We start from the raw sequence: 15,038 nt of genomic DNA, 5'->3' as shown, positions 1-15,038 counted from the left end.
GCGGCGGCGGGCGGGGCGGACAATGGAGCGTATGGCGGGTTCAGGGGAACGGGCACGGCACTGGCGGTACGCGGATCTGCCCGGGGTCGACCTGCTGCGGGCCCGGTACATCCGCAAGACCTTCGTCCGGCACACCCACGAGACCTTCGTGATCGCGGCCATAGCGGACGGTGTGGAGGTCTTCCACCACCATGGCTCCGACGTCTCCGCCGGCTCGGGAGCGCTCGCCCTGATCAACCCGGACACCCCGCACACCGGCCGGGCCGGCGTACCGGAGGGCTGGCGGTACGGCGCGCTCTACCCGTCACCCGACGTGGTCGCCGCGATCGCCGCCGAGACCACCACCCTGCGGGGTACGCCCGGCTTTGTCAGCCCCGTCCTCGACGACCCCTCGACCGCCCGTCTGGTCCACCAGGTGCTGCGCGCCGCCGATGAGGGCAACGCGCTGGCCGCCGACACGCTCCTGCGGGTCGCCGTGACGAGGCTGCTGCGGCTGAACGGCGGCCCGCTGCCCCAGCGGCGGCCCGGAGCGGCCGGCGCCCGGATCGCGGCACGCGCGCGTGCGGTGCTGGAGGAGCGGATGGCGGAGCCTCCGACCCTGGAACGGCTGGCCGTGGAACTGGGGACCAGCCCGTTCGCCCTGCTGCGGGCGTTCCGCGACGCCTACGGCATGCCGCCGCACACCTGGCTGACCGACGTCCGCGTGCGCCGCGCCCGGCGGCTGCTGGACGCGGGTACGGCCCCCGCGGAGGCGGCCGTCGCCGTCGGCTTCACCGACCAGCCCCACCTCAACCGGCACTTCACCCGGATCGTCGGCGTGCCCCCGGGCGCGTACCAGCGCGAGCGGATGGCCGACGCGGGCACGTGAGCCGACGCGGGCACGTGAGCCGGCGCGGGCACGTGAGCCGGTGCGAGCGCACGAGCCGGTGCGAGCGCAAGAACGTACAAGACGCGAGGTGACGGCCGCCCGTACCGTCCGGGTCGTGACACAGCACATAGCTCTCAGGGACCAGACCGACGAAGGAGCGGACAAGCCGGATGCGGCCGTCGTACGGGACGCCCTCGGTGTGGGCGTCGCCGTGGGTCTGTCCGGATTCGCCTTCGGGGTGACCGCGGCCGGCAGCGGAATCGGCCTCCTCCAGACCTGCGCGCTCAGCCTCCTTGTGTTCACCGGCGCCTCCCAGTTCGCGCTGGTCGGAGCCCTCGCCGCCGGGGGCAGTCCGTTCACGGCCGCCGCCGGCGCCTTCTTCCTCGGCGTGCGCAACGCCTTCTACGGGCTGCGGCTGTCGCAGCTGCTCGCCCTCCCGCGCGCGGTACGGCCGTTCGCCGCCCAGTGGGTGATCGACGAGACCACCGCGGTGACCCTGGCACAGCCGAACCGGCGGGCCGCGCGGCTCGGTTTCACCGTCACCGGCCTCAGCCTGTACGCGCTGTGGAACCTCACCACGCTGCTCGGCGCGCTCGGCGCCAGGGCGATCGGCGACACGCGCGCGTGGGGCCTGGACGCGGCGGGACCCGCGGTGTTCCTGGCGCTGCTCGCCCCGATGCTGAGGACGGCCACGGAGCGCGCGGTCGCGGGCCTCGCCGTCCTGCTCGGCCTCGGACTGCTGCCCGTGCTGCCGGCCGGCGTGCCGGTGCTGGTGGCGGCACTGGCGCCCCCCCTCGCGCTCCTCGCGGAGGGGCGGCGCGGCGGCCGTACCCGACAGGACGCGCACGACGGCGCGAAGGAGGACCGGTGAACGTCTGGATCGCGATCGGCGTGACCGCCCTCGGCTGTTACGCCGCCAAGCTCGCCGACCTGCTCGTGCCGGCGCACACCGTCGAGCGGCCGTCCGTGCGGAGGCTCGCCGCCCTGCTGCCGGTCGCCCTCCTCGCCGCGCTCACCGCGCAGCAGACGTTCGCCGACGGGCACGCGCTGGTGCTGGACGCGCGGGCCGCGGGGCTCGGCGCGGCTGCCGTGGCCCTGGTGCTGCGGGCACCGTTCCTGCTGGTCGTGGCGGCGGCCGTGGTGGTGACGGCGGGCGTACGGGCCCTCGGCGGATAACGGTGAGGCGGCCCCTCGGCGGGCGACGGGTATGGCGGCCCCCTGGCGTGTGTGGCGGGTCGTCCTGGTGTGTGGCGGGCCGTCGGCGGGTGCGCGGCCGTGGTCGGCGAGGTGGGGCCGCCCGGTGGTCCGCCGACGGTGCGGGGCCGGTCCGCCACCGTGGGCCGGCTCAGCCCACGAAGCGGCCGTAGGCGCGCAGCGTCCGCAGGGCCTCGATCGTCACCATCGGGCGTGCCTCCAGCGCCGGGGCCGGGGCCCATCGGCGCCACCGGACCGGCCAGCCGCCGTCCTCCTGCTGCTCGGCGGCCAGCCGGTCCAGCGAGCGTGCCATCTCGTCGTCGGTGAACCACGCGCGCGCGAGCGACTCCGGACCGCGGGCGAAATCGTGCGGGAAGTGGTGCTCGCCCGGGGCGTAACCGGCGGCGACCGGGAACGCGTCGAGCCGGTCCGGGTCCAGCACCGCGAGCCGCTGGTCCCGCACCAGGCGCCCCAGCCGGTCGGCGGCGGCCTCCGCGCGCGGGCGGTCGGGAGCGGAGTCCAGGAAGGCCACGGCGGCCTGGACCTCGTAGGGGTGCGTCTTGTCCAGGGCCTCCACCGCCTGCCAGCAGAAGTCGGTGGCCCGGAACAGCCAGGCGTGCCAGACCTCGTTGCGGTGCAGCAGCCCGACCACCGGTCCGGTGGCCAGCAGCTCGCTGGGAGGGTCGTCCACGACCGGGACGAACGGCGCCGTCGGATACCCGCGCTGGCTCGGGTGGATCGCGGGCAGGGCGCCGTCGGGGGTGGAGACGGAGGTCAGATAGCGGCACACACGCTCCACGCGCTGCCCGCCGCAGTGCCCGATGGCGTCCAGGACGCGCAGCGCGTGCGCGGTGTGCAGGGGCTGGCTGACCGGACCGCGCAGATCCGGCTCCAGGGCGTGCCCGTACCCGCCGTCGTCGTTGCGGTAGGCGTCCAGTGCCGCTTCCACCGCCTCCGTGCTGCCGTGCAGGAAGTGGTAGGCGAAGAGATGCTGCTCCAGTACGCGCGCGGTGAGCCATACGAACTGTTCGGCGCGGAAGAGCGGGGAGTGCGCCGGGGGCGTGGAGGGGAGTGGGGAAGCTCCGGTTTCGGCCATGGGTCAGACCGTAGGGCGGAAAGCGGTCTCGCAGGCGCTGCCGGGCGGGGCCCACCCCCGGGGGCGGGATACTGGAGGCATGCGGTTGACGGTCTTCTGGCAGCGGATGGCGGAACACTTCGGTCCGGGGTACGCCGACACCTTCGCGCGCGACCACGTCATGTCCGAACTGGGCGGGCGCACGGTGAACGAGGCGCTGGACGCCGGCTGGGAGGCCAGGGACGTCTGGCGCGTGATCTGCGCGGTCATGGACGTGCCGGGCGAGAGGCGTTGACGCGCCGGGCGAAATGCCGGGCTTGCCGGACAGGAACGCGACAGTACGGCACCGATCTGTCACGAAGATCGCCGGCGGGCACCGGTTGTCGGAGGGGTGGGCGACACTGGGCGCGTGGCACCCACTGACGAGCACCCTCTGGCATCGCCCGCCGAGGCCGGCGAGCCGTCCCCGCGGCAGACGGCACCGGCCGCTACCACCCCGCCCGGCCGGTCCCCGGTCTCCGGCGCCGCCGCGCCCGAGAGCCGGATGCCGCGCTGGCTGCCGCGCGCCATGGTGCTCGCGCTGGCGCTGATCGCCACCTTCCAGTTCGGCAGCTGGGCCTTCCACCAGCTGACCGGACTCTTGATCAACATATTGATCGCGTTCTTCCTGGCCTTGGCGATCGAGCCCGCGGTGAGCCGGATGGCGGCCCGTGGCATGCGCCGGGGGCTCGCCACCTTCCTCGTCTTCCTCGGTCTGACCGTCCTCGCCGCCGGGTTCGTCACCTTGCTCGGGTCGATGCTGGCCGGACAGATCATCAAGATGGTCGAGGGCTTCCCGGACTACCTTGACTCGCTCATCAACTGGATCAACGAGACCTTCCACACGGAACTCAGACGAGTGGACGTCCAGGAAGGCCTGCTCCACTCCGACTGGCTGCGCAAGTACGCGCAGAACAGCGCCGCCGGCGTCCTCGACGTGTCCGCCCAGGTGCTCGGCGGGCTGTTCCGGCTTCTGACGGTCGGGCTGTTCTCGTTCTACTTCGCGGCGGACGGCCCCCGGCTGCGCCGGGCCCTGTGCTCCGTACTGCCGCCCGCGCGCCAGGCCGAGGTGCTGCGCGCCTGGGAGATCGCCGTCGACAAGACGGGCGGCTATCTGTACTCGCGCGGCCTCATGGCGCTCATCTCCGGCGTCGCGCACTACATCCTGCTCGAATCCCTGGGGGTGCCGTACGCGCCGGTGCTGGGTGTCTGGGTGGGCCTGGTCTCGCAGTTCATCCCGACCATCGGCACGTACCTCGCGGGCGCGCTGCCGATGCTGATCGCGTTCACCGTCAACCCCTGGTACGCGGTGTGGGTGCTGGGCTTCGTCGTGGTCTACCAGCAGTTCGAGAACTACATGCTGCAGCCCAAGCTGACCGCCAAGACGGTGGACATCCACCCGGCGGTCGCGTTCGGTTCGGTGATCGCCGGAACCGCCCTGCTGGGCGCGGTCGGCGCGCTGATCGCCATCCCGGCGGTGGCCACGCTGCAGGCGTTCCTGGGGGCGTACGTGAAGCGGTACGACGTCACGGACGACCCCCGCGTGCACGGGCACCGCGCGAGGAACCCGGCCGGACCCGGGATGCTCACGCGCGCGCGACAGCTCTGGGCCGCCCGCCGCCCCGGCGAGCAGCAGCGGCCGTAACCGGCCTCCGCGGCTCACCCGCCGGCGGGCGCTCTCAGAGGTGGTCGAAGAAGCGCGTCCACCAGGTCGCGTGGCCCTCGTGCGCGAGCCAGGTCACACCGTCGTAGGGCCGGTGGAGCAGCCGTTGCGGGACCAGCCGGTAGCCGAGGCCGGACAGGGCGGTGGCGATCCGGACGCGGTCCGCCTCCGACAGCGCCCCGTCACGGACGGCGTCGTCCAGGTCGTCGTGGCAGTCCGGCGCCGGAGTGGTGACCGCCGCCAGGTCGCCGTAGTTGCTCAGCCGCACGGAGAACGGCACTCCGGCTTCGGCCGCCTCGGCCGGGACGTCGAGACAGAAGGAGAAACTGGCGTCCTGGATGCCCTCGTCGAGCCGGCAGGGGCTTCCGAGTTCCCGGGTCAGCCGGTCCCGCAGCCCAATCGCGCGCCGTCGGGCCCCGGGGTGGTCGAAGCCGTCGGGGTGCTCCAGGTGGTGCGGTGCGGGCAGCCGGTCGAGCGCGTGCAGCAGGGCGCGCATCCGGGTGTCGTCGTTCATCTCCGCCATACCTTACGGAGGCCGCAGCGGCACCGACAGATGGCGTACGAGGACCACGACAAGGACGTGATCGAGTACGCGGTGCCCCACCTCGTGGCCACCATGCGCATGATGCGCAAGAGCGTCCACCCCGAGGCAATCCCCTGGCGTCAGCAGTACGGAGACTGAACCAAGGGCGAGACGAACCCGCTGGAGGTCACCGCCTTCCTGCTCGCGGAGCACATCAACCGGCTCACCGGCGACCAGGACTTCGCCACCCGTCTGATCACCAAGGTGCTGGCCTGCGCGGACCAGGACTGACGGGTCTCGCGGTCACGGCGCACCCGTGTTCACGACGGACCCGTGGTCACGAAGGGATCCGTGATCGTTTCGCCGACGCCGGGGAGCCGGGGCGCTGGGCCGTCGCGGTGAGGCGTCGCAGCGCGGCGTGGGCGGGCGGACCCCAGGTGCGCTTGCCGCCCGGGCGGCCGTGGACGCCTGCCTCTCCGATGTGGATGCAGGCGAGGGCCTTCAGCACCGCCCAGCCGCGGGCACGGCGAAGGGTCGCCGGGTCGGGCGCCGGGCGGTACGCCTCGTGGAAGCGGTCGACGGCGCCGTCCGGCAGCAGGAGCCAGGCGGCGGCGAGGTCGCAGGCCGGGTCACCCGCGAAGAGGTCGCCGAAGTCGATCACGCCGCAGAAGGTGCCGTCCGCGGTGAGGACGTTGGCCGGATGCAGGTCGCCGTGGAGCCACAGTGCCGGCCCCGTCCAGTCGGGCGCGGCGACGGCGTCCTCCCAGACCGTGCGGACCGCGTCCGGGTCGGGGACCAGCCCCCGCTCGGCGGCCGAGGCCAGCTGCTGCGCGAACCCCTCGGCATGGCCGGCCAGCGGGCCTCCACGGTCGCGGCCGGCCGGCGCCCCTTCGGGGGCGGGGCGGTGGAGAGCGGTCAGGAAGGCGGCCAAGGTGTCCGCCGCCTCCGCGGCGCGCGTGGCGGGGGCACGGTCGGCGGGCGTTCCCGGCACCCAGGTGGTCACCAGCCAAGGGCGCGGGAACCGCTCGGAAGGTTCGCTGAGGCGCTGCGGGACGGGAACCGGCAGGGGGAGGTGCGGGGCGAGGGCCGGAAGCCACTCGTGCTCCTTGCGCAGCAGTGCGTCCGCGGACAGCGTCGCCCAGGGCAGCCGGACGGCGAGATCGTCGCCGAGCCGCCACAGCTGGTTGTCCCAGCCGCGTGCGCCGAGCTCCAGGGGGAGACCGGCCAGGTCCGGATGATGGTCGCGCAGGAGATCCCGGACCAGGCCGGCGGTGATCTCGATCTCGGTAGGGGCCATGCGGAGCCACGGTAGTCGGCCGGCGACCGCGTGGTGCGCTTGACACCAAAATCGAACATCTATTCTTATGGGGGCTCAGGCAAGGCTTTCGGTTGGGGGCTTCGTTCCGATTCGCGGGTATATGTCCCTTGGTTATCCACAGGCTGGACCTGCGTCGGGGCGCATTGTCAGTGGCAGGCGTTAGCGTCTTTGACGTGAAGCGATCGACTCAAGCAAACCGGGTGGAACCCATGGCAGGAACCGACCGCGAGAAGGCGCTCGACGCCGCGCTCGCGCAGATTGAACGGCAATTCGGCAAGGGCGCGGTCATGCGCATGGGCGAGCGGTCGAGGGAGCCCATCGAGGTCATCCCGACCGGATCGACCGCGCTCGACGTCGCCCTCGGCGTCGGTGGCCTGCCGCGCGGCCGTGTCGTGGAGATCTACGGACCGGAGTCCTCCGGTAAGACGACCCTGACCCTGCACGCCGTGGCGAACGCGCAGAAGGCCGGCGGCCAGGTCGCCTTCGTGGACGCCGAGCACGCCCTCGACCCCGAGTACGCGCGCAAGCTCGGCGTCGACATCGACAACCTGATCCTCTCCCAGCCGGACAACGGCGAGCAGGCCCTGGAGATCGTGGACATGCTGGTCCGCTCCGGTGCCCTCGACCTCATCGTCATCGACTCCGTCGCCGCGCTCGTCCCGCGCGCGGAGATCGAGGGCGAGATGGGCGACAGCCACGTCGGTCTCCAGGCCCGTCTGATGAGCCAGGCGCTCCGCAAGATCACCAGTGCGCTCAACCAGTCCAAGACCACCGCGATCTTCATCAACCAGCTCCGCGAGAAGATCGGCGTGATGTTCGGCTCCCCGGAGACCACGACCGGTGGCCGGGCGCTCAAGTTCTACGCCTCGGTGCGCATCGACATCCGCCGCATCGAGACCCTGAAGGACGGCACGGAAGCGGTCGGCAACCGCACCCGTTGCAAGGTCGTGAAGAACAAGGTCGCGCCGCCCTTCAAGCAGGCCGAGTTCGACATCCTGTACGGCCAGGGCATCAGCCGCGAGGGCGGTCTGATCGACATGGGCGTGGAGCACGGCTTCGTGCGCAAGGCCGGCGCCTGGTACACGTACGAGGGCGACCAGCTCGGCCAGGGCAAGGAGAACGCGCGCAACTTCCTCAAGGACAACCCCGACCTGGCCAACGAGATCGAGAAGAAGATCAAGGAGAAGCTGGGCGTGGGGGTCCGGCCGGAGGAGCCCGCCGCCGAGCCGGGCGCCGACGCTGCGGTCGGCACCACGGCCGACGACGCGGCCAAGTCGGTGCCCGCCCCGGCAGCCGCCAAGGCCACCAAGCCCAAGGCCGCCGCAGCCAAGAGCTGACCCGTGACACGACGAACCGACTGGGCCGAGTACGAGTACGCCACCCCCGGTGCCCCACGGGGGAGGGGTGCCGGGGGCCACCCGGACTCCGCCCCGGACGGTGCCGACGGACACCGGGACGACGGGCACGAGCAGTACCGCGCACAGGGCCGGTACCGCGAGCGGGACGGGCACGGCTACGGCGGGCACGACGCGTACCGCGGAACCGGCGGGTACGAGGACGACGGCAGCGTGGACGCGGCCGGTGGGGGTGGTGAACCGCGCGGGGGCGGTTCGCTCGGCGACCGTGACCGCGGCCGGGGCTTCGGCGGACCCGGCGCCGCGCGCGACGGTGGCCGCGGGCGTGGCCGGCGGCGGCGCGGCTTCGGGGACGCGCCCGATCAGGACGAAGACGCCCCCTCCTCGGCGAGGGACGAGCGGGGGGAGTCTTCAGGGGACCCGGCTGAGCGGGCCCGGGCGATCTGCCTGCGCCTGCTCACCGGGACCCCCCGCACCCGCAAACAGCTCGCGGACGCCCTGCGCAAGCGGGAGATCCCGGAGGACGTCGCCGACGAGGTGCTGAACCGGTTCGAAGAGGTCGGGCTCATCGACGACGGCGCCTTCGCGGACGCCTGGGTGGAGTCCCGGCACCACGGCCGGGGCCTCGCCCGCCGCGCACTCGCCCGGGAACTGCGCACCAAGGGCGTCGACTCGGCACTGATCGAGGACGCCGTCGCCCAGCTCGACTCCGAACAGGAGGAGGCGACCGCCCGCGAACTCGTCGCCCGCAAGCTGCGCGCCACCCGCGGCCTCGACCGCGACAAGCGCCTCCGCCGGCTCGCGGGCATGCTCGCCCGCAAGGGCTATTCCGAGGGCATGGCCCTCCGCGTCGTCCGCCAGGCCCTGGAAGAGGAGGGCGAAGAGACGGAGTTCCTCGGGGACGGGGACTTCTGACGCGGTCACCGGGTACGGCTCTCCCGGGTCGGACCGGTGTGAACCGGCGTGGGGGTGGGGTCAACCCCCGCCTCCGGTGGGCGGGGTGACCCCCGGCGCAAGACGCCGGGTCACCGCAGTGCTCCGCCACCATCGCACCGGCGAGTCTGTAGGCGTGCCCAGCGCACACCACAGCCGACGCGTACAGCCGAAGAGAGCCCGTCCCCATGATGCTGCGTTACGCCCTGCAGACAGTCCGCGCCCGCAAGGCGGGCTTTCTCGGCGCCTTCCTCGCCCTGATGTGCGCCGCGGCTCTGATCACCGCGTGCGGCACCCTGCTCGACACCGGCCTGCGCGGCACCATCCGTACCGAACGCTACGCCGCCGCTCCCGTCGTCGTCTCCGCCGACCAGTACGTCCACCGCACCACCGTCAAGCACAAGAAGGGCAAGACCAAGGTCAAGCACAAGGCGAAACCCATCGCCGAACGTGCCTGGTTTTCCGAGCGGCTGCGCGGAACACTCGACCGCACCCCCGGCGTGGCCCGGGTCGTCCCCGAACTCACCTTCCCCGCCCAGCCCCTGCCCCGGGCCGGCACCGGCGGCCCCACCGCCTACGGCCATGCCTGGGAATCCGCCGCACTGACCCCTTACCGGCTGACCGCCGGCCGCGCCCCCGAGGCCCCGGGGGACCTCGTGATCGACGACGGCCTCGCGGAGCGGGCCCGGCTGCGGCCCGGCGACCGCCTCACGGTGCAGTCCACGCAGGCCTCGCGCGACTACCGGATCACCGGTATCGCCGCCCCGGCCACCGCCGTGCGCCACCAGACGTCCCTGTTCTTCTCCGCCGCCGAGGCCCGCCGGCTGGCCGGACACCCCGGCCAGGTCAGCGCGTTCGGGGTGCTGCCGGCCAAGGGGACGGATCCCGAGCAGGTGCGCCGGGCCGTGGCGCGGGCGCTGCACGGCACCACGGCCCAGGTGAGCACCGGCGACGCCCGCGGCCCCGTCGAGTTCCTGGACGCCGCTGCCGCCCGCACCCGGCTGGTCAGCATGGGCGGTGCCATGGGCGGCACGTCGCTGCTGGTGGCCATCCTCGTGGTCGTCGGCACCTTCGCGCTCACCGTCCAGCAACGCCATCGCGAACTCGCCCTGCTCCGGGCCATCGCCGCCACCCCCGGGCAGATCCGCGGGCTGCTCGGCCGGGAGGCGCTGATCGTCGGCGCGGTGGCGGGCACCACCGGCGCACTGCTCGGGCTGCCGCTGGGCGGCTGGCTGCACTCCCGGTTCGTCGCCCTCGGCGCCGTACCCGACACGCTCGAACCCACCGTCGGTGTCTCCCCGCCGCTGGCCGCCCTCGCCGCCACCCTGCTCGGCTCCTGGGCGGCGGCCCGGATCGCCTCCCGCAGGATCACCCGGATCCGCCCGGTCGAGGCCCTGGCCGAAGCCAGGACCGAACGCACCCGACCAGCATGGGGCCGGATCGCCGCCGGGCTGCTGCTCCTCGCCGGCGGAGTCGTCCTCGTCGTCGTCCTCGCCTCCCTGCGCACCGAGCCCGCCTCGACTCCCGTGACCTTCCTCGCCGTCGTCGTCCTTTCCACCTCCGTCGCCCTGCTCGGCCCCGTCCTGGTCAGGGCCGCCGCACTGCTGCTCGCCGGCCCGCTGCGGCTCACCGGCCACGGTGGCAGGCTCGCCACCGCCAACCTGCGCGGCAACGCCGCCCGCATGGCCTCCGTCGTCACCCCCCTCACTCTGCTCGTCGGCATGACCTGCACCGTCCTCTTCGTCCAGGACACCCTCGGCGACGCGGCCCGCACCCAGGCCCGCGAAGGCGTCCGGGCCGACTGGGTCGTCGCCGCCCGGGGGCCAGGCGTCCCCGGCGAGGCCGCCGAACGGCTGCGCGCACAGCACGACACGGTCACCGAGGTGGTCCGCACGACCGTCCGCGTCGGTCTCGACAAGTACCCCGCGCAGGGCGTCACCCCCGCCGGACTGACCCGCACCTGGGACCCGGAGGTCACCGCCGGCTCCCTCGACCGGCTCGGCGACGGCACCGTCGCCGTCAGCCAACTGGCCGCGGACCAGCAGCATCTGAAGCCCGGAAGCTCCCTGAAACTCACGCTCGGCGACGGCACGCCCGTCACGCTCACCGTCGCCGCCGTCTACACCCGGGGTCTCGGCTTCGGCGACCTCACCTTCGCCCACGACCTCGTGGCCCACCACGTCGACAACCCGCTCGCCTCCTCCGTCCTCGTCAGCACGACCCGCACACAGAGACAACTCACGACTACGCTCCGTGAGTTCCCGGGGGTGCGTATTCTTTCGCCGGCTGCCGCCGACTCCCTCCAGGCCGACCGGCAGCAGACGAACGCCGAGGTCAACTACCTCGCCATGGGACTCGTGCTGGCGTTCACCGCCATCGCCGTCGTCAACACGCTCGCCATGTCGGTCGCCGAACGTGTCCGGGAGTTCGCGTTGCTGCGTCTCGCCGGCGCGACCCGCCGTCAGGTGCTGCGCATGCTGCGCACCGAGGTGCTGTCCGTGCTGTTCCTCGCCACCGCGCTCGGCAGCGGTATCGCCCTCGCGGTGCTCACCGCGTTCAGCGTCGGCATGACGGGCCGGCCCGCACCGACGGTCGCCCCGCTGCTCTACCTCGGCGTGGTCGCCGTCGCCGGTGTCCTCGTGCTCGCGGCCAGTGCCGTACCGGGGCGGGTGGCGTTGAGGGTGCGGGCGGTGACGGTCGCTACGGCGAAGGAGTAGGAGACGGGGCAGGAGTAGGAGCAGGGGGAAGGAGTAGGAGACGGAGCGGAAGCAGGAGCAGGAGACGGCGCAGGGGCAGCACCTGCGCCGTCGTCGGCGGGCGCGCCGCGCTCACGGCTCTTCGCCGGCGGGCGCGTCGTACTCACCGCACTTCGTCGGCGGGTACGCCGCACCCACCGCTCAGGACGTCACCGGTGTCACGGGCAGGCCCTCGGCGCGCCAGGCCTGGAAGCCGCCGACCAGGTCCGTCGCCCGGTGCAGGCCCAGTTGGTGGAGGGAGGCGGCGGCGAGGCTGGAGGCGTAGCCCTCGTTGCAGATCACCACGACACGCAGGTCGTGTCCGGTGGCCTGGGGGAGGCGGTGGCTGCCCCGGGGATCGAGGCGCCACTCCAGTTCGTTCCGCTCGATCACCACGGCGCCGGGGATCAGCCCGTCCCGTTCGCGCAGGGCCGCGTACCGGATGTCGACCAGCAACGCCTCACCGGACCGCGCCTCCGCGTGCGCCTCGCGTGCCTCGATGCGCCGGTATCCCGCGCGGACCTGTTCCAGCAGCGCGTCGATGCCGAGGGGTGCTTCACCCGGAACGGCGCTCTCGTGGGTCACCTCGGCCACCGCCGACCGCTCGCTCGTGCCGCTCACTGCCAGTCCTCCGGGCGTTCGACCTGCTCCAGGCGCAGCACCTGGCCCGAGCGACTGTAACGGCGGATCCGGGGCAGCGGCGGGTAGTAGGCGTGGACGGAGATCGCGTGTCGGTCGCGGGACTCGTTGAGCACCTCGTGCACATGGTGACGGCCGAAGACGCGGCCCTGTCCGGGGGATAGCCGGCGTACGCGGTCCACGTCCTCGGTGAGTTCCAGGGTCTTCCAGCCGTCGGTGGGCAGCCGCGCGGCGAGGGAGTACTCCGTGAGATCGCCCGAGGCGGTGAGGAAGGCGCCGACCGAGTCGGCGTGGTCGTGCCAGCCGGTGCCGGAGCCGGGCGGCCAGCCGATCAGCCACGCCTCGCTGCCACCGGGGCCGTCCAGCCGTACCCACGTACGGCCTTCGGGATCGAGCGGCAGGGAGGCGATCAGCTCGGCGTCGGCCGCCGTTCGCCGGACGAAGTCGAGGAGGTCCGCCTGGGTGGGCGCCGTGCCGGCGGCCGGGGACGCGGACGAGGGCAGGGAAGGGGAGGGCAGGGAAGGGGAGGGGACAGACACGTGCACCGTCCTGAGGGGTCGCGGAAGCGGGCGCGCGACGGCGCCCGGAAAGGGAAGGGGACGCGAATCAGCAGGACGGGCGACACACGCAGCCCGCGTAGCGGACGAGGTCCATGTGGACCCTCCGCCACAGGCGCACACAGGTGTCGGTCACGATCCGGAGTACAGCATGCTGCCGTAGTCCGGTCAACCGAGTGTCACTCTGCGGACGCAGGGTGCGGGCAGGGGCCGTTCCGGCGCGTGCGGCGTCTCCGCGCGCAGGCCCGGTGCATGAGCAGGCGTACGGCCGGCGCGGAGTCGCCGCACGATCCGCGACCGTCGAAGCAGGCGCCGGCGCGCGCTGTTCGCACGCCCCGGCACACGGTCAGCGCGCGCCCGAACCGGCCCGCGCCGCCGTCTGCTCCTCCTGCGGAAGCTCCTGCTCCCGCTCCGCCCGCCCCGTGCCGCCCAGCGTGGCCTCGGCCGCCGCGTACAGGTCGGCCGGGCGGACGCCGCTCAGCGCGGTGACCAGGTGGCCGTCGGGGCGTACGAGCAGCACGCTGTGCGCCGGCGCACCCGGGTAGCTCTCGGCGACGAGCAGTTCGGCGGGGTGCGGCAGCGCGGAGACGGCCGCCGCGAGCCGGGGCATCACCCCCGCGGACCTCCAGTGCTTGCGGTCCCAGACACCCGTACCGGGTGCGATCAGGACGACCAGCAGCGCACCGCGGCCGAGCCTGTCGCGCAGCTGGACGAAGGAACCGTCCTCCGCAGTGACCCGGACGTCGGTGACCGGCGCCCCGGGCGCGGTCTCGACCGGGATGACGCCCTCCAGATGCCGGGGCGCGAGCGGTGAGTCGCCGTGCGTGCCGGGCGCGCCCAGCGGACCGCGTCCCAGGTGACCGTCGGTGAGCAGCGCGTCCTGGCTGCGGGCCGCACCCGGCACGATGTGGCGCAGCCCGCCCGCGCCGCGCAGCACCGGCAGCACCTGGTCGGCGGCGCGCAGCCGGGCGGCGACCACCGCCCGCCGCTCGGTCTGGTAGCTGTCCAGCAGGGCCTCGTGCGGGCCGTGGTGCCAGGCCGTGCCCAGTTTCCAGGCGAGGTTGTCCGCGTCCCTGAGCCCCTCGTCGAGCCCCTGTGTGCCGAGCGCGCCGAGCAGGTGCGCCGCGTCGCCCGCGACGAAGACCCGGCCGGCACGCCACCGGCGGGCCAGCCGGTGGTGCACCGTGTGGACACCGGTGTCGAGCAGGTCGTACGCCGGTGCGGTGCCGTCCGACCAGCCCGCGAGGGTCTCGCGGATCCGGGAGAGCAGGGCCTCGGGCGTGACCAGGTCCTTGCCCGGGGGCAGCAGCCAGTCCAGGCGCCACACGCCGTCCGGGAGGGGGCGGGCGGTCACCTCCCCGGCCGAGGGCCCGGACGACCGCCACGGCGGCATCCGATGGAGCAACGCCTGACCCTCCCAGGGAAGTTCCACGCGCAGCGCGGCGACCGCGTGCCGCTCCACCGCCGTACGGCCCGGGAAGCGGATGTCCTGGAGTTTGCGCACGGTCGAGCGGGGGCCGTCGCAGCCGACCAGGTAGCTCCCGCGCCACCAGGTGCCCTCGGCGCCGCGGGTGTGCGCGGTGACGCCGGAACGCTCCTGCTCGATCGCGTCCACGCGGCCGTCCGTCACCAGCCGGACCAGGGGCTGCGCCGCGATGGCCGCGCGCAGGAACCCGGTGAGGAGGTGCTGGGCGATGTGCAGCGGGGCGGGCTCGTCGGCGGTGAAGGCGAGCTCGCTCATCACCTGCCTGCGCCGCAGGGACCGCCATCCCGTCCAGCGCAGGCCGTGCTCACCGAGTGCGACACCGGTCAGCCGTTCCAGCAGGGCGGCGGTGTCCTCGCGCAGGACGACGGTGCGTGCCGGGCGGGGTTCGTCCTTGCCGGGGCCCTCGTCCAGGACGACGGCCGGCACCTCCTGCCGGGCCAGGGCCAGGGCGAGCGTCAAGCCGACGGGCCCCGCTCCGACGATGATCACCGGGTCCATGACGCCGCGCCCCCCGCCCGTGACGATGCCCTGACGGAGACAAGTGAACAGGAAGGTGGAACGGGGTGCACGATCACACAACGTATGCAACCCATTGGCGGAGTTTGCGTCAAGCGACCGGAGGCAGTGGCGATCACGCCACTGCCTCCGGGTGG

General features: G+C 73.5%; 15 protein-coding genes and 1 pseudogene. 9 read left to right on the top strand and 7 right to left on the bottom strand.

What is annotated here, in order from left to right; genetic code table 11:
- Positions 1–31 precede the first annotated feature (31 nt).
- From ACZ7N4_RS17370 to ACZ7N4_RS17360, 3 genes are all read left to right on the top strand, one after another.
- On the top strand, positions 32–868 hold the full coding sequence (locus ACZ7N4_RS17370; protein WP_471359154.1) for an AraC family transcriptional regulator: 837 nt from the start codon (positions 32–34) through the stop codon (positions 866–868).
- 115 nt (positions 869–983) lie between these two features.
- A complete protein-coding gene (locus tag ACZ7N4_RS17365; RefSeq protein ID WP_471359153.1) occupies positions 984–1,739 on the top strand; it encodes an AzlC family ABC transporter permease in 756 nt (251 codons plus the stop codon).
- A complete protein-coding gene (locus ACZ7N4_RS17360; protein ID WP_471359152.1) occupies positions 1,736–2,044 on the top strand; it encodes an AzlD domain-containing protein in 309 nt (102 codons plus the stop codon). The genes ACZ7N4_RS17365 and ACZ7N4_RS17360 overlap by 4 nt, the downstream gene beginning before the upstream one ends.
- A 169-nt stretch (positions 2,045–2,213) precedes the next feature.
- Here ACZ7N4_RS17360 and ACZ7N4_RS17355 read toward each other — a convergent pair whose 3' ends face one another.
- Positions 2,214–3,158, bottom strand: a complete 945-nt coding sequence (locus ACZ7N4_RS17355; RefSeq protein WP_471359151.1) for a prenyltransferase/squalene oxidase repeat-containing protein — start codon at positions 3,156–3,158, stop codon at positions 2,214–2,216.
- Positions 3,159–3,237: 79 nt separating this feature from the next.
- Between ACZ7N4_RS17355 and ACZ7N4_RS17350 the strand changes: the two genes are divergently transcribed.
- Both ACZ7N4_RS17350 and ACZ7N4_RS17345 read left to right on the top strand, forming a co-directional pair.
- On the top strand, positions 3,238–3,432 hold the full coding sequence (locus ACZ7N4_RS17350) for a DUF3046 domain-containing protein (RefSeq protein ID WP_471359150.1): 195 nt from the start codon (positions 3,238–3,240) through the stop codon (positions 3,430–3,432).
- A 249-nt stretch (positions 3,433–3,681) separates the two neighbouring features.
- Positions 3,682–4,821 carry an AI-2E family transporter gene (locus ACZ7N4_RS17345; protein WP_471359173.1) on the top strand — a complete coding sequence of 380 codons (1,140 nt, stop codon included), beginning with the start codon at positions 3,682–3,684 and terminating at the stop codon, positions 4,819–4,821.
- Between the two features lie 34 nt (positions 4,822–4,855).
- Here ACZ7N4_RS17345 and ACZ7N4_RS17340 read toward each other — a convergent pair whose 3' ends face one another.
- On the bottom strand, positions 4,856–5,353 hold the full coding sequence (locus ACZ7N4_RS17340; protein WP_471359149.1) for a hypothetical protein: 498 nt from the start codon (positions 5,351–5,353) through the stop codon (positions 4,856–4,858).
- 42 nt (positions 5,354–5,395) lie between these two features.
- Between ACZ7N4_RS17340 and ACZ7N4_RS17335 the strand changes: the two are divergent.
- Positions 5,396–5,653, top strand: a pseudogene (locus ACZ7N4_RS17335) (hypothetical protein); the annotation flags it as partial.
- A 46-nt stretch (positions 5,654–5,699) separates the two neighbouring features.
- On the opposite strand, the gene ACZ7N4_RS17330 reads toward ACZ7N4_RS17335, so the two are convergent.
- A complete protein-coding gene (locus ACZ7N4_RS17330) occupies positions 5,700–6,659 on the bottom strand; it encodes an aminoglycoside phosphotransferase family protein (RefSeq protein WP_471359148.1) in 960 nt (319 codons plus the stop codon).
- A gap of 230 nt (positions 6,660–6,889) precedes the next feature.
- Here ACZ7N4_RS17330 and recA point away from each other — a divergent pair, with 230 nt between their 5' ends.
- From recA to ACZ7N4_RS17315, 3 genes are all read left to right on the top strand, one after another.
- Positions 6,890–8,017 carry a recombinase RecA gene (gene recA, locus ACZ7N4_RS17325; protein WP_471359147.1) on the top strand — a complete coding sequence of 376 codons (1,128 nt, stop codon included), beginning with the start codon at positions 6,890–6,892 and terminating at the stop codon, positions 8,015–8,017.
- 3 nt (positions 8,018–8,020) lie between these two features.
- Complete coding sequence (recX, locus tag ACZ7N4_RS17320) at positions 8,021–8,950, top strand: recombination regulator RecX (protein ID WP_471359146.1); 930 nt, start codon at positions 8,021–8,023, stop codon at positions 8,948–8,950.
- 206 nt (positions 8,951–9,156) lie between these two features.
- Complete coding sequence (locus tag ACZ7N4_RS17315) at positions 9,157–11,685, top strand: ABC transporter permease (protein WP_471359145.1); 2,529 nt, start codon at positions 9,157–9,159, stop codon at positions 11,683–11,685.
- Between the two features lie 180 nt (positions 11,686–11,865).
- Here ACZ7N4_RS17315 and ACZ7N4_RS17310 read toward each other — a convergent pair whose 3' ends face one another.
- From ACZ7N4_RS17310 to ACZ7N4_RS17295, 4 genes are all read right to left on the bottom strand, one after another.
- The gene (locus tag ACZ7N4_RS17310) at positions 11,866–12,324 is read right to left on the bottom strand and encodes a rhodanese-like domain-containing protein (protein WP_471359144.1); all 459 of its coding nucleotides are present in this window, start codon (positions 12,322–12,324) and stop codon (positions 11,866–11,868) included.
- The gene (locus ACZ7N4_RS17305) at positions 12,321–12,860 is read right to left on the bottom strand and encodes a cupin domain-containing protein (RefSeq protein WP_471359172.1); all 540 of its coding nucleotides are present in this window, start codon (positions 12,858–12,860) and stop codon (positions 12,321–12,323) included. Before ACZ7N4_RS17305 ends, ACZ7N4_RS17310 begins: the two co-directional genes overlap by 4 nt.
- An 88-nt stretch (positions 12,861–12,948) precedes the next feature.
- Entirely contained in the window at positions 12,949–13,020 is a 72-nt protein-coding gene (locus ACZ7N4_RS17300) for a putative leader peptide (RefSeq protein WP_309544753.1), read from the bottom strand.
- A 225-nt stretch (positions 13,021–13,245) separates the two neighbouring features.
- Complete coding sequence (locus ACZ7N4_RS17295; protein WP_471359143.1) at positions 13,246–14,883, bottom strand: FAD-dependent monooxygenase; 1,638 nt, start codon at positions 14,881–14,883, stop codon at positions 13,246–13,248.
- Positions 14,884–15,038: the final 155 nt, after the last annotated feature.

Source organism: Streptomyces sp. NPDC107654 (assembly GCF_055639035.1).
The sequence above is the reverse complement of the archived record's forward strand: the minus strand, read 5'-3'. Positions and strand labels throughout refer to the sequence as shown.

Excerpts from the sequence above, each read along its gene's own strand:
- ACZ7N4_RS17370 (WP_471359154.1), top strand. The coding sequence starts at position 32 with ATGGCGGGTTCAGGGGAACGGGCACGGCACTGGCGGTACGCGGATCTG.
- ACZ7N4_RS17355 (WP_471359151.1), bottom strand. The coding sequence starts at position 3,158 with ATGGCCGAAACCGGAGCTTCCCCACTCCCCTCCACGCCCCCGGCGCAC.
- ACZ7N4_RS17350 (WP_471359150.1), top strand. The coding sequence starts at position 3,238 with ATGCGGTTGACGGTCTTCTGGCAGCGGATGGCGGAACACTTCGGTCCG.
- ACZ7N4_RS17345 (WP_471359173.1), top strand. The coding sequence starts at position 3,682 with ATGCCGCGCTGGCTGCCGCGCGCCATGGTGCTCGCGCTGGCGCTGATC.
- ACZ7N4_RS17340 (WP_471359149.1), bottom strand. The coding sequence starts at position 5,353 with ATGAACGACGACACCCGGATGCGCGCCCTGCTGCACGCGCTCGACCGG.
- ACZ7N4_RS17330 (WP_471359148.1), bottom strand. The coding sequence starts at position 6,659 with ATGGCCCCTACCGAGATCGAGATCACCGCCGGCCTGGTCCGGGATCTC.
- recA (WP_471359147.1), top strand. The coding sequence starts at position 6,890 with ATGGCAGGAACCGACCGCGAGAAGGCGCTCGACGCCGCGCTCGCGCAG.
- ACZ7N4_RS17315 (WP_471359145.1), top strand. The coding sequence starts at position 9,157 with ATGATGCTGCGTTACGCCCTGCAGACAGTCCGCGCCCGCAAGGCGGGC.
- ACZ7N4_RS17295 (WP_471359143.1), bottom strand. The coding sequence starts at position 14,883 with ATGGACCCGGTGATCATCGTCGGAGCGGGGCCCGTCGGCTTGACGCTC.